Below are 24,066 nucleotides of genomic sequence, written 5' to 3' on the forward strand. Positions count from 1 at the left end.
TGATTGGCTGTTGATCACGCAAGTTGTTCACCATTGAAAGGACCCCATCATGCGTATCAAGACCCTCGTCACCACCGCGGCCGCCGCTCTCGCCCTCACCGCCGGTCTCAGCGCGTGTAGCTCACCCTCCTCCGAGTCGAGCGCCCCCGCCGTTTCCCACTCGGCCGAGGCCACCGCCCCGGCGGTCAGCCTCTCGGGAACATTCGGCGGGCTGAATGACAAGAAGGTGGCCGGCACCGCGAAGATCGACGGCGACACCCTCACCCTGTCCGGTTTCTCCTCGGATGAGGGCCCCGACCTTCACCTCTACCTCACCAACGGCACCGATGAGGCCGCGGTGACCGCGGGAACCACGCTGGGCGCGGTGAAGTTTGACGCCGCCTCGCAGACGTTTAAGCTCGACGGCATCAAGGCCGGAGACTTCACGTACGTGGTGGTGCACTGCGACAAGGCCCTCGCGGTCTTCGGCGCCGCACCCCTGGCCTAGGCGGTGGGATCGGTGACCGCCGTGCCCCCCGCCCGTCTCGCGGCGGTCGCCGCCTCCGTAGTCCGCGTTGTCCTCGGTGTGCTCTGGCTCGGGGAGGGAATTCTCAAGTATCGGGCGGGATTCGGTCGGGCAGACATCCTGCTCGTCGCGAGCAGCACCGCCAAGAACCCACGGGTACCCGACCTCTATCGGTTCTTCACCGAGCATATTCTGGGGCCCGGTGCGGGGTTTTTCGGGATCCTGATGCCCGCGCTCGAGCTCACCCTCGGCATCCTGCTGGTGCTCGGTGTGCTGCCACGCTGGATCGCGATCGCGAGTAGTGCACTGCTGGTCTCATACTGGCTCGCCGATCAGCTGATCGCCCAGTATCCGATCATGATCCTGCTCGCGCTCCCGGTGATCGCCTGGCCCCGTGCGGCCGGTACGCTCTCGCTCCCCGCGTTGCTGCGTCACCGAAAGACACCGTACTTACCCTAGGAAAAACGCCCGTTCCGCATCTGCGGAACGGGCGTTTCTCGTAAACAACCGGGTGTTACGGGGCCAGACGGGTCGGGCCGCGGAACAGATAGGTAACCTCGCGGATGCTCGACTCGTGCAGCATGAGCATCAGCACGCGCGCGAGGCCCATGCCGAATCCACCGTGGCTCGGTGCGCCGTAGCGGAAGAAGTCGAGGTAGAAGTCGAGCTCCTTGGGCTCCATACCCTTGTCGCGCATCTGGGCCTCGAGCACGTCAACGCGGTGCTCGCGCTGAGCGCCGGTCGAGATCTCCACGCCGTTGAAAATGAGGTCGTAGGAGTTGGTGAGGGCCGGGTTGTCCGCGTGACGCATGTGGTAGAACGGGCGGATCGAGGCGGCATAGTCGGTCAGGAAGACGAACTCGTGACCGTAGGTCTCGCGCACGTAGGCCGCGATCTGACGCTCGCCCTCGGGGTCCATGTCGTCGTCGGCACGCGGAACCTCGTAGCCGCGCTCCTTGATGATCTGCTTGGCCTCGGCCAGCGGAATGCGCGGGAACGGGGTTGCCGGGACGGTGATCTCGACGTCGAAGAGATCCTTGATGGCCTCGCCGTGCTTGGCCTTGACCGCACTGAAACCGGCAACGATGAGCTCCTCGTGGAGCTTCATGACGTCCTCGTGGCTGTCGATCCAGCTGATCTCCGAGTCTACGGAGGTGAACTCAGTGGCGTGGCGGCTGGTGAAGGAGGGGTCGGCGCGGAAGGCCGGGCCCACCTCGAAGATCTTCCCGAAGCCGGCTGACTGGGCCATCTGCTTGAAGAACTGCGGGCTCTGAGCCAGGTAGGCGGTGGTATCGAAGTACTCAACCTCGAACAGCTCGGCGCGCGACTCGGAAGCGCTGGCCATGAGCTTCGGGGTGTGGATCTCGATGAAGTCGTTGTCGACCCAGTACTCGCGCATGGCGTGCAGGAAGGTGGTCTGGATCTTGAAGATCAGGTTCTGCTTCGGGTTGCGCAGGTCGAGGAAGCGCCAGTCCTGACGCTTGTCGAGCGAGGAGTCCGAGGCGATCGGGGTCTCCGGGTTGGCGGCGCTCAGCACCTCCAGGGCGGAAATCTTGACCTCGAGGCCGCCGAGCTTGACGCGCTCGTCGTGCTTGAGCTCACCGGTCACCGACACGAACGAGCCGTGGGCCAGGCCGGAGATGGTCTCGGTCAGAGCCAGCTTCGCAGCCGAGGTGGGATCGTCTTCGACGAGCTCGCGGGTCGCAGGAGTTACCAGCTGTACGGCACCGGACTCATCCCGGAGCACAATAAACTGGACCTTCTTCTGGTCTCGGACGGTCTCTACCCACCCGGATACGGTCACGGGGCCATCGGCCAGTGCCGCCAGGTTCTTTACCAATACGCGTTCAGTCACCTGCCCAGCTTAGCTGAGGTGCGGCTGCCCCGCGTCCCGCTCAGCTACTTTTCGACGCGGGTACGTGATACCCGAAGATCCTGAGTATGGAGCGAATTCTCGGCAAACTCATAGTGAGCATTTTCACAGTCTGAGCCAACGTAGACTGGGTGGGTGGTTGCCTCCCAGATCCACCTCGTCCGTCATGGCGAGGTCTTTAATCCCGATCGCGTTCTGTACGGACGCCTGCCCGGCTTTGGCCTGTCCGAACGCGGACACAAGATGGCCGCCGCGGCCGCCAACGACCTGCTCGCGCGGGATCGCAAGTACGGCACTCTGATCGCCTCGCCGCTCCAGCGCACCCAGGAGTCGGCCGCGCCGGTGGCCGCGCTGCTCGGGCTCACCCTGGTTCTGGATGAGCGCGTAATCGAGCCCCACAACCACTTCGAGGGCAAACAGATGCGCCGTGCGGTGCTCAACCCGGCAAACTGGCCGGCCCTGCGCGACCCCAACCTCCCCAGCTGGGGGGAGCCCTACGGCTCGATCGTGACCCGCATGATGGCGGCCATCGAGCACGCCTGGAAGACCACCGCCTCGGGAGATGCCGTGATCGTCAGCCACCAGCTTCCGATCTGGATGGTGCACCGCTACCTCGCCGATGAGGCCCTGCGGCACGATCCGCGCAAGCGCCGCTGCGCGCTCTCCAGTATCACCACCCTCGAGCGGGTGGGCGACCGTTTTGTTGAGGTTGACTATCGCGACCCCGCCGCCTCCCTGGCCGCCGGTTCGCTCGACGTAGGGGCGGTATAGCGGTGTTTGCTGGACGACGGATAAAGCGCGGTCGCACTGTGGCCGTGGGTGCCGCGGCGCTCGCACTGGCGCTGACCCTCTCGGGGTGCGCAAACGAAAAGCTCGCGGCCGACTACACCTCGGCCGACAACAAGAACTACGTCGCCGGTGACGGTAGCGTCACCGAGGTCGCCGCGGCCGACCGTGAAAAGCCGGTCGAGTACTCCGGTAAGGACGAGCACGGCAAGACCATCTCCTCGAAGGATCTCCTGGGCGAGGTCGTGGTCATGAACTACTGGTACGCCGGCTGTGCCCCGTGTCGGGCCGAGGCCCCGGACCTGCAGGCGCTGAACGAGAAGTACGACGGCAAGGGCGCGCAGTTTGTGGGCGTCAACGTCTTTGACCAGGCCGAAACCGCGCTCGCCTTCAACAAGACCTACGGCATCACGTACCCCTCGATTCTCGACGTCAATGACGGTTCGGTGAAGCTCGCCTTTACCGGGCAGGTGCGCCCCAACGCCGTTCCCACCACGCTCGTGATCGATAAGCAGGGTCGGGTTGCCGCGCGCATCCTCGGCAAGATCAGCGACCGGTCGATTCTCGACACGCTGATCCGCGACGCGATCGCCGAGTGATTCCCGCATGAATATCGGTCAGATAATCGGAGACGGCGGCCTGCTGGTCGCCCTCCCGCTGGCACTCCTGGCCGGTCTCGTCTCCTTCGCCTCCCCGTGCGTGCTGCCGCTGGTGCCGGGCTACCTCGCCTATGTGGGCGGAATGGCCCCGCAGGGTGGCGAGAACCCCCGTCGTGAGCGCTCCAGACTCCTCCTCGGAGTGGTCCTCTTTGTCCTCGGATTCACCCTCGTGTTCGTCCTGATGAGCATTATTGCGGGCGCGGCCGGGGTGTTCCTGGTCGAGTGGAGCGGGATCATCACCCGGGTCCTCGGCGTGGTGATCATCATCATGGGTGTGGCATTCGTGGGGCAGGTTAGTTTCCTGCAGCGCGAGTGGAAGCCCGCGTGGACCCCGGCCACCGGCCTCGTGGGTGCGCCGCTGCTCGGCATCGTCTTTGCCGTCGGTTGGGTGCCCTGCCTCGGCCCGACCCTCACCGCGATTCTCAGCCTCGGCTACAACTCCGGTACCGTGGGACGCGCGGTTATCCTCGCGATCGCCTACTGCATCGGGTTGGGACTCCCCTTCATACTCGTTGCGTTTGGCTTCGGGTGGATGGCCGGTGCGACTTCATTCCTCAAGCGCCATATTCGCGTGATTAACCTCGCCGGCGGCGTTCTTCTCGTCCTCATCGGAATCCTCATGGTCACCGGACTGTGGGGCGCTCTGATGTCTAGCCTAGGTTCGGTGATTGCAGGCTTTGACCCGGCCATCTGATTACGTAGACGCGAGCTCCTCCCAGAGTGAGCCCGACGCCCCGATTAACGCCCCCAAACTCGGGTTCGTGGGTGCACTGCGCTTTGCCTGGCGGCAGCTGACCAGCATGCGTACCGCGCTGCTGCTGCTCCTGCTGCTGGCGATTGCCGCCGTGCCCGGTTCGCTGGTGCCGCAGCGCAGCTCGGACCCCAACGGCGTGATCCAGTACTTCCGCGACAACCCCGATCTGGCCCCGTTCCTGGACAAGATCCAAATGTTCGACGTGTACAGCTCGCCCTGGTTCTCGGCGATCTACCTGCTGCTGTTTGTGTCGCTCATCGGCTGCATCATTCCGCGCACGAAGCACCACTATCAGGCGATGCGTCAGCGCCCGCCGCGCACCCCCGCCCGCCTCGGCCGGCTGGCCGTGCATCGCGAGCAGGAGCTCGTGGGTGGGAGTACCGGCGAGGCGATCGAGGCCGCTCGCACGCTGCTGAAGAAGTCGGGCTACCGCACCGAGATCTACACCGGCCGTAACGGAGAGGTGTCGGTCTCGGCCGAACGCGGTTACCTGCGCGAGACCGGAAACCTGGTGTTCCACTCGGCCATGGTGCTGATCCTGGTGGCCGTGGGCTTCGGTGGCGGCTTCGGATATGCGGGTCAGAAGGTGATCGTTGAGGGCCAGTCGGTGGTCAACACCGTCGGCGACTTCAACTCCTTCAACCCGGGCCGGTTCCTGAACACCGAGTCCCTCGCGCCGTACCTGCTGAAGCTCGATAAGTTCGATGTCGAGTACGAGACCAAGAACATCAACGCCTACGGTCAGGCCATCGACTACACCGCACACGTGACCTCGCGTACCCCGGATGGCAAGACCGAGAAGCACGAGATCAAGGTCAACGAGCCCCTGCGTATCGACGGCACCAATGTCTACCTGCTGGGTAACGGCTACGCCCCCAAGGTCACCGTGCGTGACCCCGAGGGCAAGGTGGTCTTCACCGACTCGATCCCGTTCCTGCCGATGGACACCTCGCTCACCTCACAGGGCGTTATCAAGATTCCGGACGGCCTTGCCGAGCAGATCGGCATGATCGGGTTCTTCTACCCGACCGCCGCCCAGCTCACCTCGGGTGCGTTCACCTCGAACTACCCCGACCTCGTGTACCCGATGCTGACGCTGAACGTGTACTCCGGCGACCTCGGCATCAACGATGGTGCCCCGAAGTCGGTCTACTCGCTCGACACCGACAAGATGACCGAAATCGCCGGCCGCACCATCGCGAAGGACGGCGGCACCGCCCCGATCAAGCTGATGCCCGGCCAGACGGAGGCGCTCCCCAATGGCCTCGGCACCATCACGTTTGATGATGCTCGCACCACGATCAAGCCGGATGACTTCAGCGGTTCCGTGGCGCGCTTTGCGTCGCTGGATATCCACCGCGACCCCACCCAGATCTGGGTCGGCCTGTTTGCCGTCCTGATCCTGCTGGGCCTGCTGACCTCGCTCTTCATCCCGCGCCGCCGCGTGTGGATCAAGGCGACCGAGCGTCCCGACGGACGCGTCCTGATGGAGTACGCGGGCCTCGCCCGCGGCGAAGACCCCGGCCTCCGCGAGGCCGTAGACAACATTGCCGAACGGCATATTCGATCCCTCGGGGCAGTGCCCGAAGAGGCTCGGGAAGGTAACGTAGAAGCGTGACACTAGATCTGTTTTCCGTCTGGGCCCTCTGGTCCGCGATCGCGCTGTACGCGATCTCCTTTGTGGCGTTCTCCTTCGACCTCGCGCGGCGTAGCGCCGAGGTTACGGCCGCGGCCGACCGCGCCGCTGAGGAGGCGTCCGCGCAGGCCGCCGGCTCGGAGGGTGGCATGCTCGCGAACGCCGCAGCCGGTTCCCGCGGGGGTCGTGCCGCCGGTGGTACCCTCACCCTCGAGGAGAACCACGCGGGTTCGGTGACCGCGAGCCGGTCGATCTCGCTGCGCATCGGTGTCTCGCTGGCCGTGCTCGGTTTCCTCGTGCACCTCGCCGCCGTCATCACCCGTGGTGTGGCCGCCGAGCGTGTGCCGTGGGCAAACATGTACGAGTTCGCGATGACCGGCACCGCCGTGATCGTGGCCGTATTCCTCATCGCCCTGACCCGGGTTGACCTCCGCTTCCTCGGCGCGTTCATCATGGGCCTCATCGTGATTCTGCTGGGCCTCGCCTCGCTGAACTTCTATATCGAGGTCGCCCCGCTGCCGCCGGCACTGCAGTCCGCCTGGCTCGTGATCCACGTGTTCGTGGCCACCACCGGTACCGGATTCTTCTTCCTCGGCTTCGCCCTGACCGCTCTCCAGCTGATCCAGGCACGCCGCGAGGCCGCGGGCACCGCGCTCACCGCGAAGCGCTTCCGCTTCATGGCGACCCTGCCGAGCTCGCAGCGCCTCGACAACCTGTCGTACCGCGTCAACATCATCGGATTCATCCTGTGGACCTTCACCCTGATCGCCGGTGCGATCTGGGCCGAGGCCGCGTGGGGCCGGTACTGGGGTTGGGATGTCAAGGAGGTGTGGACCTTCATCATCTGGGTGATCTACGCCGGATACATCCACGCCCGCGCAACCCGCGGCTGGCGCGGAAACCGCGCCGCCTGGCTGTCGATGATCGGTGCCGCCACCGTGCTGTTCAACTTCACCGTGGTCAACCTGTTCTTCAAGGGTCTGCACGCCTACTCGGGCCTGTAAACCCGCAGCGCACCCTCCAAACGCCCCACGCCGAGAACGGCGTGGGGCGTTTGTGTCCGTGGATTCCGATCAGGTTAGGCGGAGGCCCGCTGCTCGAGCCAGCGTTCGCGCCGGAGGGCCTGGGCGTCAGGATCGGGGAGCGGCGCGCTCAACACGAGTGCTCGGGTGTAGGGATCCTGCGGCTCCCGCAGCACCCGATCGGTGGGGCCGCGCTCGATGATGCGCCCACCGCGCAGTACCAGCACGCTGTGGCAGAGACTCTGCACCACAAACAGGTCGTGGCTGATGAACAGGCAGGCGAGCCTGCGTTCGGCCTGGATCTCGCGCAGCAGATCGAGAATCTCGGCCTGCACCGAGACATCGAGTGCCGATGTGGGCTCATCGGCGATCAGCAGTTGCGGCCGCAGCGCGAGCGCTCGCGCAATGCCCACTCGCTGCCGCTGACCGCCCGAAAGCTCGTGCGGGTAGCGCCCGCTCCAGGCAGCCGGAAGGCGCACCTGTTCGAGCAGGGTGGCCACCTCGGCTCGGATCGCCGCGGATCCGCGCACGCCCGAATGCTCTCGCAGGTGGCGGGCAACCCGGAGCGGCTCGGCGATCGACTCCCCGATGCTCTGGCGTGGGTTGAGCGACCCGGAGGGGCTCTGAAACACCATGCCGATACCGGCTCGGATGCGCCGCTGTTCGGCTCGGGAGACGCTCGCGAGTTCCCGGCCGGCGATGCGCACGGTCCCGCCGGTGAGCGGTGCCAGCCCGAGGAGGCTGCGCCCGATGCTCGACTTACCCGAACCGGATTCGCCGACCATACCCAGGGTTTCACCGGGACTGATCGTGAAGCTGATATCCCTCACCACGTCCGGCGTGCGGGCAAAGCGCGTGCGGTAGTTGACCCGGAGGTCGCGCACCTCGAGCACCGGTGCCTCACCGTCCTCCGGCAGTGGCGGCGCGGGATCGGTACCGTCGGGCACCGCGGCCAGCAGCTCCCGCGTATAGGGCTCGGCCGGGGCGGTGAAGAGCCGGTGCACCGGTGCGGTCTCGACGATCCGGCCCGAGCGCAGCACGATCACGCGCCGCGCGAGATCCGCCACGACACCCATATCGTGGGTGATGATCGCGATCGCGGTGCCCAGCCGTGAATTCAGGGTGCGCAGTAGCTCAAGGATCTCCTGCTGAATCGTGACGTCCAGCGCGGTGGTTGGCTCATCGGCGAGTAGCAGCTCGGGCTCCGCCGCGAGGGCGAGGGCGATCACGATGCGCTGCAGCTGGCCGCCGGAAAAGCGGTGCGGGTAGTCTCGAGCCCGCCGGGTCGCCTCGGGAATGCCCACGAGCTCCAGCAGCTCGATGACGCGCGCCCGGCGCTCCTCGGCGCCCAGCGTGGGGCGATGTCGGCGGAGTACCGCGCCGATCTGGTGTTCGATGGTGGCCACCGGATCCAGCGCCGCCACCGGATCCTGAAACACCATCGCGGCGACCCGGCCACGCACCATGTTGAGCAGTGCCGGGGCCGCATCGACGACCTCGGTACCGCCCACCCGGATGGATCCGGAAACCTCGGCATCCGCGGGCAGTAGCCCGAGGGTTGCGAGCGCCGTCACCGACTTTCCCGAACCCGATTCGCCGACGATTGCGACGATCTCACCCGGGTAGACGCGCAGACTGACGCCGTCCACGGCGTAGCCCGCGGAACCGGCGAACCGGACCCGCAGGCTACGAATATCGAGCAGGGCGGCGGGCTCGGTGCCTGCCACCCCCTCCGCCGGCGCTCTCGTCGCTCCCGCGAGACCTCCCTCAGGCATCGCCGAGTGCGCGGTCGAGTCGCGTGAGCGCGATGACGTAGATGCGGAACGCCGTGAAGAGGTTCTCGATGCTCACAAACTCGTCCGGGCCGTGCGGGGTACCGTTTTCGGCCGGGATGAAATCGGGGCGGCGAACCGGGTGGTCCTCGGGCAGAACACCGGGGATGCGGCCGAGGCCCGGCCCAAACGTGATGGCGTTCGGGAGCACCCGGGAGTGTGTGCCGCCACCCATCGCAAACGGTTCGGCGGTGACACCGAGAACGGTGTTGAAGGTGTCCTGCAGCAGGGTCACGATCTCGTGGTCGCGGGCGATGTGGAACGGTGCGGCATCGGTGTGTCCCAGTACGTGCCCACCCACCGGTGCCACGGCCGCAGCGAGTGCGGCGAGGAGGTCGGCGCTGTCCACGGTGACGGGGTAGCGGATATCGAGGTGCAGCGCGATACCGCCCTCGTGCGGGCGAACGATGCCGCCGTTCTGGGTCAGCACCCCTGAGATTTCGTCATCCCGATCGGTGCCGGCACCGTGCCCGTACGGAGTTTCCAGGATCCGTGCGAGCGCGCCCGCGGCCGCTCGATCGGCGGCGTCCAGTAGCTCCGTGCCGTTGACTGTCAGGTCGAGGGCGAGCAGGCCACGCGCGAGCAGCAGGATCGCGTTGCGGGTGCCGTCGGGGAATGCCGCGTGTCCGGACTGTCCGCGTGCGTGCAGCACCGCGCCCGCATCGTCGCCCTGCACGGACAGCGTCTCGCGCAGCTCGACATCGGTGAGTGCGGCGATCGCGGTCTCCAGCTCGGCCACGCCCACACCGGTGAGGGCGATCGTCGCGGTCGCGGGGACCGCGTTTTCGGCCACCCCGGCGCTCAGCGTCGACAGCCGCGGCCCGGCCGGAATGAACAGGCGCGGATTGAGCCCGCCCTTCTGCGCGAAGTTCACCGGGAACGGCCCATCGGTGACCAGCGAAATCTGCGGCACCGGGCCGTGCTCAGCGTAGTAGGCGAGATCCTCCATACCGGACTCTTCGGCACCGCCGTAGATGATGCGCAGGCGTCGCGTCAGCGGAATCTCGAGTTCGCGGAACGCCCGGAGGAGGTAGAGGTCGATCACCGCCGGGCCCTTGTTATCCGAGGCTCCGCGTCCGATCACAAAGCCGTCGCGCTCGAACGGCGCATACGGTTCCACCGTCCAGTTGTCACCCGCGGGTACCACGTCGAGGTGAGAGGCAAGGCCGATCTCGGGCTGGCCCGGCTGGCCGTCGGCGAGCACCGTCACGGCATAGCCATCCACATCCGCGGTCTCGAAGCCCAGCTCGCTCGCGCGGGCCACCGCGCGGTCGAGAATCCGCCGTACCTCGACGCCGAACGGTTCGCCCGGCCCGGTGCCCTCGGTGCGCACACTCGGGATGGCAACCCAGTCGATAATGTCGGCGATAATCTCTTCGCGGTGCGATTCCAGCCAGGAATCCACCCGCGCCAGCAGGTCTACTTCGGAGGGGGAGAGCTCGGTCATGGTGTTACTCGCTTTCGGTTGGAGAGACGCGGAATGGGGTTGGCGGAGAGGGCACGGCGCGGCTGCAGATCGCGCAGCAGCGCGCCGCCGCGCGGGGCAAGGGTGGTGGCAAGGGCCTCGCCGACGAGATTGATGGCGAGTACCATCAGCACGATCGCGGCCCCCGGCGGAATCCACAGCCACCACTCGGAGGACAGCACGCGCATGCTCTGCGCGGCGGTGAGCATATTGCCCCAGCTCGGATCGGGCTGGGCGACGCCGAGCCCGAGGAAGCTCAGCGCGGCCTCGGCGAGGATCCCGCCGGCCACAGCGAGGGTCGCGTTGACGAGGATCGGGCCGTACGCGTTACGCAGCAGGTGCGTGCCGATAACGCGCAGCGGCCGGGCACCCACCGCGCGGGCTGCCAGCACGTACTCGCGCTCGCGCAGGGAGAGCAGCTCGGCCCGTACCAGGCGGGCAAGGCCGGTCCAGTTCAGGATCCCGATGATCAGGATCACGTTCCACACACTCGCCCCAAACAGCGCGGCCAGGGTGATCGCGATGGCGTAGAACGGGAAGCACATCACGATCTCGGTGAAGCGCATCAGTACGGTGTCGATCCGGCCGCCGAAGTAGCCGGCGGCGGCCCCCACGCTCACGCCGATGATGACCTGCAGCAGCACCGCCGCGATGCCCACGAGCACCGAGATCCGGCCGCCGTGCAGGAGGCGGGAGAACACGTCTCGGCCGAGCGCGTCGGTGCCGAGCAGGTGGCCGTTTCCCGGCGGTGCCTCGAGGTGTGCGAGGTCAATCTCGTTGGGGCCGAAGCTCGTGAGGAGAGGGGCCGCGAGCGCCGCGGCGATGATGACGGCGAGGATGCTCGCCCCTGTTACAAACAGCGGCTGGCGCAGCAGCCGATGCCAGACGCGCGGGGTCGTATCGGTGGTACTCATCGGGCTACCCGCACTCTCGGATCGACGATGGCGTAGATCACGTCGGCCAGCAGGTTGGCGACCACGGTGATCACGGCCAGGAACATGATGATGCCCATCAGGAGCGCATAGTCGCGGTTCTGGACGGCCTCAAAGTTGAGCCGCCCGATCCCGGGCCAGCTAAACACCGTCTCCGTGAGCAGCGCCCCGGAAAGAAGCGCGGGAATCTCCAGGCTGATGATCGTGATGAGCGGCTTGGCCGCATTCTTGAGCACGCTGCCCCAGAGCACCTCACCGGGCTTTGCGCCCAGAGCAAACTGGGTGCGCACAAAGTCGAGGCCCAGGATCTCGCTCACGCCGGTACGCAGATAACGGCTACACACGGCGATGTTGACGGTCGCGAGCGTGAGGGCGGGCAGGATCAGGTGCCGCGCCACGTCCACGACGCCGGCGAAACCGCTCGCGTCGGCCCCGACCGTGACCACACCCGAACTCGGGAGCCAGCGCAGGTCGGCCGCGAAAATCTTGATCAGCAGCATGCCCAGGAAAAACGTCGGAACCGAGAGGGCCACGAACGAGAGGATCGAGATGATCAGGTCGCGGCCGGTGTCGCGCCGCAGGCCCTGGAAGATCCCCACCGGGAGGGCGACGAGCAGGGTGATCGCGAGGGCGGATCCGGCCAGCAGCACGGTGTTCCCGACCCGACTGGCGACGATCTGCGACACCGGGGCACCGTACTGGATCGAATACCCGAGGTCTCCGGTGACGGCCCGACCCGCCCACTTCAGGTACTTCACCCAGAGCGGATCGTAGTATCCCACCCGGTTCAGCAGTTCGGCCTTTTGCTCGGGGGAGGCGTTGGGATCGATCATGCTCACGTACGGGTCGCCCGGTTGGAGCACCACGAGCGTAAACACGATGATCGAAATACCCAGGAGCACCGGCAGTGCGATGAGCACCCGGCGCAGGAGATAACGAAGCATGGAAATCCTTCACTGGCGGGGCGGCCGCTCTGGCCGCCCCGCCTCGAAATGGGTGGCGGGAGGAGCTATCCCTTCACCGTCCACTCGTTCACACCATTGAAGGTTTCGTACGGGTACGGGGTGAACTTAGTGACCGTCGGCGAGACGGCGAACCCGACGTTCGGGATGTACAGCCAGGCCCGCAGCGCGATCCTGTTGATCTCAGTAAGCCATTCGCCCACGGCCTTCTTCCGAGCTGAGTCGTCGATGGTGGAGTTGAACTCGGTCGCGAGGGTGGTCAGCGCGGGGGACTCATAGCGCTCCCACCAGTGGTTGTTCGAGTACTGGCCGGGGCGGAACGATCCACCCATCAGGACACCGTCAAAGCTGGTTTCGGGGTTTTGCAGGATGGCCAGGGTCGAGTTGAAGTCGGCCGAGACGAGCTGCACGTCGATACCGATGTCTTTCAGATTCGACTGAATGATCGGAGCCGAGAGCTCGCGGGTCTTGTTTCCGGTGGGGAAGTTCAGCGTGAGTGTCAGCCTCTCGCCACCCTTTTCGCGGATACCGTCGCCATCGGAATCGACCCAGCCGGCCTCCTCGAGCAGCGCGGCGGCACGCTTGGGATCAAACGCGTAGTCGTCGATGCCGCTGGCCGGGTAGTACGGATCCTTCGGATGGGCGTTGGTATTGAACAGGGTACCGTGGCCGTAGAGCAGGCTGTCGATGATGCCCTGACGGTTGATTCCGGTCACGACGGCCTGTCGCACGCGCTCATCCGCGAACTTCGGGTTCTTGGTGTCCAGGGTGAGGTACTGCGCGCTGGTTCCGGTCTGCTCCACGATCTTCACGCCGGCGGTCTCGTAGGTATCGAGATCGGCCCTGTTGAAGGAGGAGAGCTCGGCCACATCGAGCTCGCCGTTGATCAGCTGAGTCTGCGCGGTTTCGGCGTTGGTCACCTTAAAGATCAGGCTGCCGAGCTTGGGAGCCCCGCCGAAGTACTTCTCGTTTCGGGTGAGGGACACATACTGGTCGGAGACGAACTTGTCGAAGACGAACGGTCCGGTTCCGACCGGGTGGGTGAGCAGTTCGGTGGCGTCGTTCCACTGTGCCACGGGGGTGCCCTCCCACACGTGCTTGGCGAGCACGGGGCGATCGGCGAAGTAGGACAGCGCGGCGGCGTAGGGCTTGTCGAAGGTGAACGCGACCGTCTGCGGATCCACCACCTGGATGCCCTCCAGCGTGGTGCTGGCACCCGAGTGGTAGGCCTCGAATCCGCTCAGCTGCTGGGCGAACTCGGGGGTGTCCAGGGGGAACGCGGGATCCGCGGTGGCCGTATAGGTGAAAGCCACGTCCTCGGCGGTGAGCGGCTTGCCATCGTGCCAGGTGACATCGGTGGGCAGGGTGAAGGTCAGGGTGCGGCCGTCTTCGGAGTACTCAAAGCCCTTGGCGAGTGAGGGCTGATAGCCCTGCTTTTCATCCAGCACCACGAGGCGGCTGTAGACGTTGAAGATCACCGCGCGGTCGTAGTCGGTGAAGTAGAGCAGGGGGTTGAAGGTGCCCTTGGGGTTGCTCCAGATGGCGTAGCGCAGGGTGCCGTTATTGGCACTCGCGGCGGTCTTGCCGCCGGTGCCGGGGGTCTCGCCGGCGGCCGTGTTGACGCAGCCGGTGAGGAGAAGCGCGGCGGCCGTGACTGCGGCCAGCAGCGCCTTCGAGGATCGTGAGGGCATGGTGCTCCAGGGTGGGAGTGGTCGGTGTTTCGACCACGCTATAGAGCGTCCCCGGAGTTTTCAGGACAAAAGTTATGGTGAGTTAAGAAGTGACCCGGTTCGTCATATTTGACGCGGATGAACCCGGTTCCGCTAACACGTGCAGGCACGCGCGCACGCGATCAAACCACCAGTCACGGCGCTCGGGGGCGGCCACGAAGCGCGTCAGAAGGTCGGGATTCACGTCGATGCGTTCCGCGTGAATGACGCCGTTTTCCGGGACAAGTGGGGCATCGGTGACATCCGCCGCGAGCAGCGCCGCGGTACCGAGGCCGCACGCAAACGAGAGATCGGGCAGCGAGGCGGCGAGGCGTGCGCCCATCGAGAGTCCGACCGAGGTGTCGAGGGCGCTTGACACAACCACCGGGAGCCCGGCTGCGGCCACGATGTCGCGAGCGCGGGCAATACCGCCGAGTGGCTGTGCCTTGATTACCAGCAGATCCGCGGCCCCGGCACGAGCGACGGCGAGTGGATCCTCGGCCTTACGCACGCTCTCATCCGCGGCGATCCGCGCCCCGAGACCGGCGATGCGCGTGCGCAGCTCGGCGAGCTCGGGCACGGTGGCGCACGGCTGCTCGGCGTATTCCAGGCCGTAGGGAGCCAGGGCTTCGAGCGCGATTTCGGCCTCGGTGACGCTCCAGCCGCCGTTGGCATCCACCCGGATCAGCCCGCCGGGGCCGAGCGCCGCCCGGACGGCCGCGACCCGCTCGACGTCCTGGGCAAGCGTGCCGCCCCGCTCAGCCACCTTTACCTTCGCCGTGGTGCAGCCGGGAAAGCGCGCGAGCACCCGCGGCACCTCGGCGGCGGGGACGGCGGGCACTGTGGCGTTTACCGCCACCTCGGTGCGCAGCAGTGTGGGCTCGGGGGCATAGGCAAAGTCGATGGCGGCGGCGAGCCAGGTCGAGGCCTCGGCGGGCAGGTACTCCACAAACGGTGAGAACTCGCTCCAGCCGCGGGGCCCCTCGAAAACCAGCGCCTCGCGCCGGTCGAGCCCGCGAAATCGCGTGTTCAGCGGGAGGTCCACCACGTGGGCGGTGGCCAGGATGTCCTCCGCGCGGAGGCCGAAGTCGAGGGGCTGCATGGTTCCATTCTGCGCCGTTTTCGCCCGGCGCGCACGCGGCGTGGGTGCGGATGGTGCCCGCCCGCTAGTCTGGGGGCATGTCCTCTAGCCTGCACGATCGCGCGGTAGACGAGCTGGGCCGTCGCATCGTCGCCGGTGAGCTCGCGCCCGGAAGCACGGTGCTCGCTACCGATCTCGCCGCCGAACTCGAGGTGAGCCGCTCGGTGATTCGCGAAGCCGTGCGGGTATTGCAGTCGCTGGGTCTCCTGCGCTCCGTGCGCCGCCTCGGCATCCGGGTGCAGCCGGAGGACAACTGGAACGTTCTCGACCCTCAGATCATCGCCTGGCGACTCTCCGGCAGCGGCCGCGGCGCGCAGCTGCGCTCGCTGACCGAGCTGCGTCGCAGCGTCGAGCCCGCGGCCGCCGAACTCGCCGCCCGGCACGCCCCCGACCCCGAGGCCGAGCGCCTGCTGCGCATCGCCGCGAGCATGCGCTCAATCGGCCGCGCGGGCGATCTGGAGTCGTTTCAGGAGCTCGATATTGAGTTCCACAGCCTCGTGCTTGCCGCCAGCGGAAACGAGATGTTCGCGGCGATGTCCGACATGATCGGCGCGGTCCTGCGTGGCCGTACCCGGCTCGGCCTGATGCCCAAACACCCGCACGAGGATGCCCTGCAGCTGCACATCGACGTCGCCGATGCGATTCAGGGCCGCGACCCGGCCCGCGCGCGGGACGCGATGGAGCGCATCATGACGCGCACCCTCGCCGAGGTTGAGCACATCTGGGCGGAGGAGCCACGCACCGTCCGCAGCCCCACCCGTGCCGACCTGGGCTAGCCGGAATCGCTCATATTCCCGATCGGGAAAATGAAAACGGGTCGGCGCGTGCCGACCCGTTTCCCCTGAAGTGTGCCTAGAACGCGAGCAGCACCTTGCCGCTCGTCGCGGAGTCCAGTGCCACCGCGAAAGCCTCGGCCGCCTCGGCCACCGGGTACTCGTGGGTGATCGCCGGGGCGATCACGAGCGAGCCGTCCGCGAGCGCGGCGATCACCTCATCGATCTCGTCATTGAACCGGAATGAGCCCATGAGCTCGAGCTCGCGCACGATCGCGAGGCTGATTAGCGCGGGCTGCTCACCCGAGGGCAGGAGGCCCACCATGACCACGCGGCCGCCGCGGGTGGCACCGCGCACCGCCGAGGCGAGGCCGCGCCAGTTTCCCGAAGACTCGATCACGATGTCCGCCTGCACCGCGGAGATGGCCTCGGTGTCGGTGGCGTGCAGGGTCGCGTGAGCCCCGAGTTCACGGGCAATTTCGAGTGGCTTCTCGTGCATGTCGACCGCGGTGATGTGTGCGGCACCCGCACGCTTCAGCACGGCAACAGCGAGCGCGCCGATCGGGCCGGTGCCGATCACGAGCACGGTCTTGCCGGCCACCTCGCCGGCTCGAGAGACGGCGTGCCAGGCCACCGAGGCCGGCTCAACCAGGGCTGCGTCGCGCAGGGAGAGATTGTCGGGCAGCGCGCGCAGCATGCGGGCGGGCAGTGCCACCCGTCGCGCGAACGCCCCGTCGGTGTGCGGGTGCCGCGCCGCGCTGCCGAGGTAGGTCGAGGCCGGAGCGAGGTTGGGCCGCCCCTCGGGGGAGCGTATGCCCTCGACGGCATGCGGGGTGTTTGGGTGCACGGCGACGCGGGTTCCGGCCGCCGGGCCGGTGCCGTCGGCCGCCGCGGTGAGCACGGTACCCACGACCTCATGGCCGAGGACCAGGGGATCGATCAGGATCGACTCGCCGGCCGCGCCGTGGGTCCAGTAGTGCAGGTCTGATCCGCAGATGCCGCCATAGGCGATTTCGATCACGGCCTCCGCATTGCTGGGGGTGGGTTCGGGCAGTACCTCAACCCGCAGGTCATCCTTGGCGTGTGCGACCACCGCCGTGTTTTCGAGTCTCACTAGACCACCACCGTCATTCCGCCATCGATGAAGATGACCTGTCCGTTTACGAAGTCAGAGCCCGCCGAGGCCAGCCACACCGCGGGGCCCGCGAGGTCGGCCGGTGTACCCCAGCGCGCGGCCGGTGTGCGGCCGAGAATCCAGGAGTTGAACTGCGCATCATCCACGAGCTTCTGGGTCATATCCGTGTGAATGTAGCCCGGAGCGATCGCGTTGATCTGGATGTTCGAACCAGCCCACTCGGCGGTCATCGCCCGGGTGAGGTTGCGGATACCGCCCTTTGCCGAGGTGTAGGCCGAGAGGGTGGGGCGCGCGAGATCGGTCTGAACCGAGGCGATGTTGATGATCTTTCCGGCCCGGCGCGGCAGCATGTGGCGCGCGACCGCCCGGCCGACCAGGAACGCGCTGGTGAGGTTGGTTGCGATCACGCGATCCCAGTCTTCCCGGGCCAGCTCGACGAGGGGTTCGCGGTGCTGAATACCGGCATTGTTCACCAGGACATCGAGGGCACCGACGCGGGATTCGATCTCGTTGACGCCCGCATCAACTGCCGCCTCATCGGTGATGTCGAAGGCGACGGCGTGTATGCGCTCCTCGCCGTAGCGCTCGACAAACTCAGCTCGGGTTTCGGTGAGACGGTCCAGATCACGGCCGTGCAGCACGAGGGTGGCCCCGGCATCGGCGAGGCCCTCGGCGATGCTGCGACCGATGCCGCGGCTGGATCCGGTGACCAGGGCCAGCCGGCCGGTCAGATCAAACAGGGTGCTCATGCGGTGACCTCCTCGGTCGATGCGCCGGCCGCGTCCAGGGCGTCCAGGCGGGTGCGAATATCGGCGATGATGGCGTCCGGAGTCTGTGCCAGGCTCACGGCGAATGCGCGCTCATCGGCCTCGAGCGGCTCGAGGGCGGCGAACTGGGAGTCCAACAGGCTGTTGGGCATGTACTCGTGATTGCGGCCGGCCTGACGCTCGGAAATTAGAGCGCGATCGCCCGCGAGGTGGATCAGCACGGTGCTCGGTGCGTGGCTCACCAGCAGGTCGCGGTAGCGACGCTTGAGCGCGGAACAGGCCACCACGATGGGGTGACCGGCGGCGAGCTCATCGGCGATGCGGCGGGCGATGATCTCGAGCCAGGGCGCGCGATCCTCGTCGTTGAGGGGCTGCCCGGCCCCCATCTTGGCCTTAGCTGCGGGGGTGTGCAGGTCATCCCCGTCAATAAAGGTGAGACCGAGGCTCTCAGCCAGGGCGATGCCGATGGTGGACTTTCCGGAACCGGAAACCCCCATCACGATCAGGGGCGGGGTAGGGGACAACGGTGACCTCCGGGGTTGGTAATGCCTCATCACATCGGACGTAACGCACGAGTTGTTTCGAATACGTCTTACTTATAAACCCTAACACCTCCTCGTTCGAGGTACTCGCGTTTCTCGGATAACGCGTGCTAGCGTTGGCCCATGTCAGCTATTGCCATCATCGGGGGACACGGCAAGGTCGCACTTCACCTCGCACGGGTCCTCGTAAATCGCGGTCACCAGGTCACCGGTTTTGTGCGAAACCCGGACCACATTACGGATGTGGAGGAGACCGGCGCGAGCGCGCGGGTTGCCGATGTTGAGACCCTGGTGATCTGGCAGCTCGCCGATCTGCTGCAGGGCTTTGACGCCATCGTCTGGTCGGCCGGTGCCGGTGGCGGAAATCCGGAGCGTACCTTTGCGGTGGATCGCGATGCCGCGATCCGCACCATCGATGCCGCCGTGCGTACCGGCCTCCGCCGCTTCGTGATGGTGTCCTATCAGGGAGCTGGCCCGGACCACGGGATCGATCCCGAAGACTCCTTCTATGCCTACGCCGAGGCGAAGGCCGCGGCCGATGAGTATCTGCGCCGCCAGGATCTCGACTGGACGATACTCGCCCCCGGTGGCCTCACCGACGAGCCCAGCACCGGCGAGATTTCGATCACCGCTGAGCGGGGTAGGGTTTCTCGCGAAAACGTCGCCCTGGTGGCCGCGGACGTGTTGCACGCCCCGGAAACCGCGGGGCTCACGCTGCCCTTCACCGATGGCGATGTGGCGATCGCCGAGGCCCTACGCGCCGCCATCGGCGGCGAGGAGCCGCCGGTAACCGCACCGACGCCCGTCTCGTAGGGCGAGTGACCGGCAGGCTCGCGTTGCCCCGCGGGTTAGCGCGTGGCTTCGGATGCCGGGATGGGCTCCCCATTCCAGTTTTCGAGGATCCAGCCCTCTGTGCGTGAGCCCGTGAGGATCGCATATCCTGTGTTTGGCATCTCGCTCGCGCGGGCGAATCCGGGGGCGGTATTGATCGCATGAGCCCCCACCCAGGTGCGGATGAGGGCACCGTGCGCCAGGATCATCAGGCGCTCGACGCCCTCCTCGGTGGCCTCGGCGAGCACCTCGTCCACGCGAGCAAAGACCTCCAGGCCGGTTTCACCCCCGGGTATCCGCCCACTCGGGTCGCCATCCGCCCACCTGAAGATCTGCCCGTGGAAGTGCTCGTGGGAGACCGGGTCCCCGAGCATCTGAAAGTCTCCGGATTCGATCTCGCGCAGCTGATGCCGCACCCGCACCTCGAGCCCCAGTCGTGCGGCGAGCGGCGCCGCGGTCTGCTGGGAGCGCACCTGCGTGCTCACATAGAAGGCATCGGCATCCTCGTTCATGGTGGTGACGAGGGTCTCCGCCTGAGCTCGGCCGAGGGCGGTGAGATCGGGCCCGGGAACGAGCGTGTCCAGCAGGTTGGCGATGTTCGACGGGGTCTGCCCGTGACGAATGAGAATCAGGCGCATGACTTGATCCTAGGGCGAGCCCTGTGCACCGCGGGCGTGCGTGACGTGAGATGCACGCCCCCAGCAAGATACGCACAATGCGCCACGAAATCATTCGTTATCGGACAAAATGAGGCTTTTCCATAACACCCCCATAACGGGGGACACGCCGGACGCGTGTCGGTTTCGAACTCCCCACTTCATTACGTACCCTGCCGGAGGGGCTCACGATGCCCCCGTTTCGCACTACACACTCAGGAGCGCTCTAAACCATGCGTATTTCACTTCGCCGTTCGGTCGTTGCCGGCACCACCCTGCTGCTCGCCGTCGGTCTCTCCGCCTGTTCGACCGGCCCGAGCGTTGCTGACGCCTGCGCCACCACCAACAAGGACCTCTCCGCGCTCGTCACCGACGCGCAGAACATCGTCATGAACTCCGCCAGCGACCCCGCCGCCACCGCCGCGGGAACCAAGAAGCTGACCGAGCAGTTCACCGCCCTCGAGAAGAAGATCGAGAACGAGGACGTCAAGAAGGCCGTCGCACCGCTGGGTGCCGCCTATGCCGCCCTCGACGCGGACGTTGCCAAGGCCACCGCCGACTCCTCCAACACGGCCGGTGTACTGGATGCCATGGAGAAGTTCCTGGACGCCTCGAAGAAGGCTCAGGCCGAGTACCGCAAGGTGTGCGCGGCCTAGCCGACTCACCACGAACGCCGTCCGCAGGCTCGGTATTGCCGGGTGTGCGCGACTGAGTCGACTCACCACGAACGCCGTACACGGGGATTCCCGTGTACGGCGTTCTATGCTTAGTGCATGCACGTTTCGGATCTGTTTGACGCCGCCGAATGGCGCGATGTTCCCGGCTTTGAGGCCCTCACCGACATCACCTACCACCACGATGTGAACGGCCAGGTGGCGCGCATCGCGTTCAACCGACCCGAGGTGCGCAACGCCTTCCGCCCGCGCACGGTGGATGAACTGTACGCGGTGCTCGATGACGCCCGGCAGAACTCGAGGATCGGCGTGGTGCTGCTCACCGGTAACGGCCCGAGCCCGAAGGACGGAGGCTGGGCGTTCTGCTCCGGTGGCGATCAGCGCATTCGCGGACGTGACGGGTACAAGTACTCAGAGTCCGAGACCACGGTGCAGGACACCGCGCGCTCGGGCCGCCTGCACATTCTTGAGGTGCAGCGCCTGATCCGCATGATGCCGAAGGTCGTGATCGCCGTGATTCCGGGCTGGGCCGCGGGCGGCGGACACTCGCTGCACGTCGTGTGCGATCTCAGCATCGCCTCGGCCGAGCACGGTAGGTTCAAGCAGACCGATGCCGACGTCGGGTCGTTCGACGCGGGCTATGGCAGCGCGTACTTTGCTCGCCAGATCGGGCAGAAGTTTGCGCGCGAGGTCTTCTTCCTGGCCGAGGAGTATTCGGCCGAGCGCGCCTACGAGATGGGCGCGGTCAACCGGGTGGTGCCGCACGCCGATCTTGAGCCCACCGCCCTGGCCTGGGCACGCACGATCCTCACCAAGTCGCCCACCGCGATTCGCATGCTGAAGTTTGCCTTCAACGCGGTGGATGACGGCATGGTGGGCCAGCAGGTCTTTGCCGGTGAGGCCACCCGTCTCGCCTACGGCACGGATGAGGCCCTCGAGGGGCGGGACTCCTTCCTGGAGAAGCGCGCGCCGGACTGGTCGCCCTACCCCTGGCAGTACTAGTGAGCGCGCGGCGCCCGGCGCGTTTCATTTCCGCGCAGGATCGTGCCGCGTTCATCGACGCGCTGGATGACCTGCTCGCGGGGGAGGGTCCCGCGCTGCTGCCCGTGGCCGGGCCGGATCTGCCCACTGCCCCGAATCCAAGCGTTCCCGCGGGGGTGGACATCGTGATCGAAACCTCGGGCTCCTCGGGCATTCCGAAGCGCATCGCGCACTCCCGGCACGCGCTCCTGCACTCGGCCTGGGCAACCGAGCGCGCTCTCGGCGGACCGGGCACCTGGCTGTCCGCGCTGCCCGGAAACTACGTTGCGGGGCTGCAGGTGCTCGTGCGCTCGCACCTGGCCGGCACGACCCCCGCGCACCTCCCGCCGGGCCCCTTTGACCCGGCGATCTTCGAGCGGCACGCACGGCTCCTGTTTGAGCGTGCGCCCGGCCGCCGCTATGTCTCGCTGGTGCCCGCGCAGGTTCAGCGGGTGCTCGACCACTCGGATGTTCTGGCCGGTTTCGACGCCGTGCTGGTGGGCGGGCAGGCCGTTCCGGAACCGCTGCGCGAGCGGGCTCGGGCGGCGGGGGTGCGCCTCGTGCGCACCTATGGCTCGAGCGAAACCGGCGGCGGATGCGTCTACGACGGGGTGCCGCTGGAGGGGGTTTCCGTGGAGATCCGTGACGGTGAGATTCGCCTGGCCGGCCCGGTTTTGGCCCTCGGCTACCTCGATGAGCACGGGCACTGGGACTACTCTCGAACCGATGCCAATCTTCCGTTTGCCGACGGCCTCGGGTTGGCCGAGCATGAGGTTCGCATCGTGCCCCCGAACGTCTTAACCGACGCACCGCTCGACCCCGCACATTACGGTGTGTATGATCCGCTGAGTGCGGCCGAGCGCGCGGCACCGCAGGCCGCCGAAAACTCCCCGGCCGGGCACCTCGAGTTTGTGCACCCGGGTGACGCTACCCCCGTGCCGCGGAGCCTGCGCACCGGCGATACCGGTGCCCTGACCGACGGCGTGCTGAGCGTTCACGGACGCCTGGATAACGTGTTCATTTCGGGCGGCACCAACGTGAGCCTCGACCGAATCGATGCCGTGGTGCGTGCGCTCCCCGGGCTCTCCGACGCCGTGGCGGTGGCCGCGGCGGATGAGCGCTGGGGTCAGGTTCCGGTCGTGTTCACCGCGCATGTGGCGACGGAGCCGGGCGACCTCCTCGCCCGCATCCGCGCGGCCTGTGGTGAGGCGCTGGGGCCGGCCGCGCGTCCGCGCGAGGTCATCGTGTTGCCGGAGATGCCGCTGCTGCCATCGGGAAAGCCGGATCGAATCGCACTCACCGCGCGGACGGCCTAGCGGGGCTCACCCGCGTGCATGTCGTAAACTTCGAGGCAGACAATCTGGAGGAAACCCGTGGCAAACACCCCGCAGCGCGCGAGCGCGAAAGCACCCGTGCGTAACAAGCCCAAGGGCACCGGCAAGAGCGGGAACCCCGCGGCGCGGAAGATGCAGGCGGTGCGCCCGGCTCGCCTGGGCGACTGGATCGGCGGCGCGCGTCCGTTCACCCTCTCGATGGCGGTGGCCCCGGTGGCCATCGGTACCGGTGCGGCGATCTTTGCGAGCGACCCGGGTGTGTACCACTGGGCACGGGCAATTCTCTGCCTCGTGATCGCGATCGCCCTGCAGATCGGCGTGAACTTCGCGAACGACTACTCCGATGGCATTCGTGGAACCGACGAGCACCGGGTTGGCCCGTCGCGCCTGGTTGGGAGTGGCCGGGCGAAGGCGCGCACCGTTCTGACCGTGGCCCTGGTCTTCTTCGGCATCGCCGCGGTGGCCGGTATTATCCTGGTCATCGTGTCCGGGCTGTGGTGGCTGCTGATCGTGGGCTCCCTCGCGATTGTCGCGGCCTGGTACTACACCGGCGGCAAGCGCCCCTACGGCTACATGGGCCTCGGCGAGCTGTTTGTCTTCGTCTTCTTTGGCCTGGTGGCAACCCTCGGCACGACCTACGTGCAGATCGGTACGATCACCCAGCCGGCCATCGCAGGCGGTATCGCGGTGGGCTTCATCGCCGTCGCGACCCTGATGGTCAACAACCTGCGCGATATTGAGCAGGATCGTATCGCTGGCAAGCGCACCCTCTCGGTGCGCATCGGTGCCACGGCCACCCGCATCAGCTACGTCGTGCTCCTCCTGCTGGCTCTGGGCCTGGCGATCTGGCTCGCGCTCTTCATCCCGCTGGTCTGGGCCACCCTGTTCAGCCTGCTGGTGATGATCCCCGCGATCGTGATCGTGCTCACCGGCAAGACGGCGCGCGAGTTTGTGCTGGTGCTGAAACTCACCGGTGTCGCGCAGCTGATCTTCGGGCTGACCCTGGCCTACGGCCTGGCGTTCTAAACCTCCCGCACACGCAGAAGCCGCCCGAAACC

At 66.7% G+C, this 24,066-nt stretch carries 24 protein-coding genes; 13 read left to right on the top strand and 11 right to left on the bottom strand.

Features of this window, described 5'->3' with window-relative positions:
* Nucleotides 1–49 precede the first annotated feature (49 nt).
* Entirely contained in the window at nt 50–487 is a 438-nt protein-coding gene (locus D9V32_RS09335) for a DM13 domain-containing protein (RefSeq protein ID WP_121648637.1), read from the top strand.
* A gap of 12 nt (nt 488–499) precedes the next feature.
* Nucleotides 500–964: a MauE/DoxX family redox-associated membrane protein gene (locus D9V32_RS09340; protein WP_183086255.1), complete on the top strand. Its 465-nt coding sequence runs from the start codon at nt 500–502 to the stop codon at nt 962–964.
* Between the two features lie 55 nt (nt 965–1,019).
* On the opposite strand, the gene aspS is transcribed toward D9V32_RS09340, so the two are convergent.
* Nucleotides 1,020–2,360, bottom strand: coding sequence for an aspartate--tRNA(Asn) ligase (gene aspS, locus D9V32_RS09345; protein WP_183086256.1), 1,341 nt, complete (start codon nt 2,358–2,360; stop codon nt 1,020–1,022).
* A 153-nt stretch (nt 2,361–2,513) separates the two neighbouring features.
* Between aspS and D9V32_RS09350 the strand changes: the two genes are divergently transcribed.
* From D9V32_RS09350 to ccsB, 5 genes are read left to right on the top strand one after another with little or no spacing between them, the layout of a single operon-like run.
* Entirely contained in the window at nt 2,514–3,149 is a 636-nt protein-coding gene (locus D9V32_RS09350; protein WP_121648639.1) for a histidine phosphatase family protein, read from the top strand.
* A gap of 2 nt (nt 3,150–3,151) precedes the next feature.
* Nucleotides 3,152–3,763 (top strand): TlpA family protein disulfide reductase, encoded by a 612-nt coding sequence (locus D9V32_RS09355; protein WP_245982212.1) that lies wholly within the window; start codon nt 3,152–3,154, stop codon nt 3,761–3,763.
* A gap of 7 nt (nt 3,764–3,770) precedes the next feature.
* A complete protein-coding gene (locus D9V32_RS09360; protein WP_121648641.1) occupies nt 3,771–4,517 on the top strand; it encodes a cytochrome c biogenesis CcdA family protein in 747 nt (248 codons plus the stop codon).
* A complete protein-coding gene (resB, locus tag D9V32_RS09365) occupies nt 4,501–6,195 on the top strand; it encodes a cytochrome c biogenesis protein ResB (protein ID WP_121648642.1) in 1,695 nt (564 codons plus the stop codon). Before D9V32_RS09360 ends, resB begins: the two co-directional genes overlap by 17 nt.
* Nucleotides 6,192–7,217: a c-type cytochrome biogenesis protein CcsB gene (gene ccsB / locus D9V32_RS09370; protein WP_121648643.1), complete on the top strand. Its 1,026-nt coding sequence runs from the start codon at nt 6,192–6,194 to the stop codon at nt 7,215–7,217. The genes resB and ccsB overlap by 4 nt, the downstream gene beginning before the upstream one ends.
* A 74-nt stretch (nt 7,218–7,291) precedes the next feature.
* On the opposite strand, the gene D9V32_RS09375 is transcribed toward ccsB, so the two are convergent.
* From D9V32_RS09375 to D9V32_RS09400, 6 genes are all read right to left on the bottom strand, one after another.
* On the bottom strand, nt 7,292–8,962 hold the full coding sequence (locus D9V32_RS09375; protein WP_245982213.1) for a dipeptide ABC transporter ATP-binding protein: 1,671 nt from the start codon (nt 8,960–8,962) through the stop codon (nt 7,292–7,294).
* Nucleotides 8,963–9,002: 40 nt separating this feature from the next.
* Nucleotides 9,003–10,514: a Sapep family Mn(2+)-dependent dipeptidase gene (locus D9V32_RS09380; RefSeq protein ID WP_121648645.1), complete on the bottom strand. Its 1,512-nt coding sequence runs from the start codon at nt 10,512–10,514 to the stop codon at nt 9,003–9,005.
* Complete coding sequence (gene opp4C / locus D9V32_RS09385; protein ID WP_121648646.1) at nt 10,511–11,446, bottom strand: oligopeptide ABC transporter permease; 936 nt, start codon at nt 11,444–11,446, stop codon at nt 10,511–10,513. The genes D9V32_RS09380 and opp4C overlap by 4 nt, the downstream gene beginning before the upstream one ends.
* Nucleotides 11,443–12,408 (bottom strand): ABC transporter permease, encoded by a 966-nt coding sequence (locus D9V32_RS09390; protein ID WP_121648647.1) that lies wholly within the window; start codon nt 12,406–12,408, stop codon nt 11,443–11,445. The genes opp4C and D9V32_RS09390 overlap by 4 nt, the downstream gene beginning before the upstream one ends.
* Nucleotides 12,409–12,473: 65 nt before the next feature.
* Nucleotides 12,474–14,117 (bottom strand): ABC transporter substrate-binding protein, encoded by a 1,644-nt coding sequence (locus D9V32_RS09395; RefSeq protein WP_121648648.1) that lies wholly within the window; start codon nt 14,115–14,117, stop codon nt 12,474–12,476.
* Nucleotides 14,118–14,199: 82 nt separating this feature from the next.
* Nucleotides 14,200–15,237 (bottom strand): o-succinylbenzoate synthase, encoded by a 1,038-nt coding sequence (locus tag D9V32_RS09400; RefSeq protein WP_121648649.1) that lies wholly within the window; start codon nt 15,235–15,237, stop codon nt 14,200–14,202.
* 77 nt (nt 15,238–15,314) lie between these two features.
* Here D9V32_RS09400 and D9V32_RS09405 point away from each other — a divergent pair, with 77 nt between their 5' ends.
* The gene (locus tag D9V32_RS09405) at nt 15,315–16,052 is read left to right on the top strand and encodes a FadR/GntR family transcriptional regulator (RefSeq protein WP_121648650.1); all 738 of its coding nucleotides are present in this window, start codon (nt 15,315–15,317) and stop codon (nt 16,050–16,052) included.
* A gap of 76 nt (nt 16,053–16,128) precedes the next feature.
* On the opposite strand, the gene D9V32_RS09410 is transcribed toward D9V32_RS09405, so the two are convergent.
* The 3 genes from D9V32_RS09410 to D9V32_RS09420 are packed head-to-tail and all read right to left on the bottom strand — an operon-like array spanning nt 16,129 to nt 18,475.
* The gene (locus tag D9V32_RS09410; RefSeq protein ID WP_121648651.1) at nt 16,129–17,163 is read right to left on the bottom strand and encodes an L-idonate 5-dehydrogenase; all 1,035 of its coding nucleotides are present in this window, start codon (nt 17,161–17,163) and stop codon (nt 16,129–16,131) included.
* Nucleotides 17,163–17,933 carry a glucose 1-dehydrogenase gene (locus D9V32_RS09415; protein WP_121648652.1) on the bottom strand — a complete coding sequence of 257 codons (771 nt, stop codon included), beginning with the start codon at nt 17,931–17,933 and terminating at the stop codon, nt 17,163–17,165. The genes D9V32_RS09410 and D9V32_RS09415 overlap by 1 nt, the downstream gene beginning before the upstream one ends.
* Nucleotides 17,930–18,475, bottom strand: a complete 546-nt coding sequence (locus tag D9V32_RS09420; protein ID WP_245982215.1) for a gluconokinase — start codon at nt 18,473–18,475, stop codon at nt 17,930–17,932. Before D9V32_RS09420 ends, D9V32_RS09415 begins: the two co-directional genes overlap by 4 nt.
* Nucleotides 18,476–18,616: 141 nt before the next feature.
* Here D9V32_RS09420 and D9V32_RS09425 point away from each other — a divergent pair, with 141 nt between their 5' ends.
* On the top strand, nt 18,617–19,306 hold the full coding sequence (locus D9V32_RS09425) for an SDR family oxidoreductase (RefSeq protein ID WP_121648654.1): 690 nt from the start codon (nt 18,617–18,619) through the stop codon (nt 19,304–19,306).
* 35 nt (nt 19,307–19,341) lie between these two features.
* Here the strand turns inward: D9V32_RS09425 and D9V32_RS09430 are convergent, their stop codons facing one another.
* Complete coding sequence (locus tag D9V32_RS09430) at nt 19,342–19,962, bottom strand: histidine phosphatase family protein (RefSeq protein WP_121648655.1); 621 nt, start codon at nt 19,960–19,962, stop codon at nt 19,342–19,344.
* Between the two features lie 251 nt (nt 19,963–20,213).
* Here D9V32_RS09430 and D9V32_RS09435 point away from each other — a divergent pair, with 251 nt between their 5' ends.
* The 4 genes from D9V32_RS09435 to D9V32_RS09450 all read left to right on the top strand — a co-directional run bounded on the left by D9V32_RS09435 (nt 20,214) and on the right by D9V32_RS09450 (nt 24,034).
* Nucleotides 20,214–20,636, top strand: coding sequence for a hypothetical protein (locus tag D9V32_RS09435; RefSeq protein ID WP_121648656.1), 423 nt, complete (start codon nt 20,214–20,216; stop codon nt 20,634–20,636).
* Nucleotides 20,637–20,753: 117 nt separating this feature from the next.
* A complete protein-coding gene (locus D9V32_RS09440) occupies nt 20,754–21,656 on the top strand; it encodes a 1,4-dihydroxy-2-naphthoyl-CoA synthase (RefSeq protein WP_121648657.1) in 903 nt (300 codons plus the stop codon).
* Nucleotides 21,656–22,990: an AMP-binding protein gene (locus tag D9V32_RS16480; RefSeq protein ID WP_245982217.1), complete on the top strand. Its 1,335-nt coding sequence runs from the start codon at nt 21,656–21,658 to the stop codon at nt 22,988–22,990. The genes D9V32_RS09440 and D9V32_RS16480 overlap by 1 nt, the downstream gene beginning before the upstream one ends.
* Before the next feature lie 57 nt (nt 22,991–23,047).
* Nucleotides 23,048–24,034: a 1,4-dihydroxy-2-naphthoate polyprenyltransferase gene (locus D9V32_RS09450; RefSeq protein ID WP_245982219.1), complete on the top strand. Its 987-nt coding sequence runs from the start codon at nt 23,048–23,050 to the stop codon at nt 24,032–24,034.
* Nucleotides 24,035–24,066: the final 32 nt, after the last annotated feature.

The organism is Mycetocola tolaasinivorans, from assembly GCF_003667565.1.
GTDB classification, from domain to species: domain Bacteria; phylum Actinomycetota; class Actinomycetes; order Actinomycetales; family Microbacteriaceae; genus Mycetocola; species Mycetocola tolaasinivorans.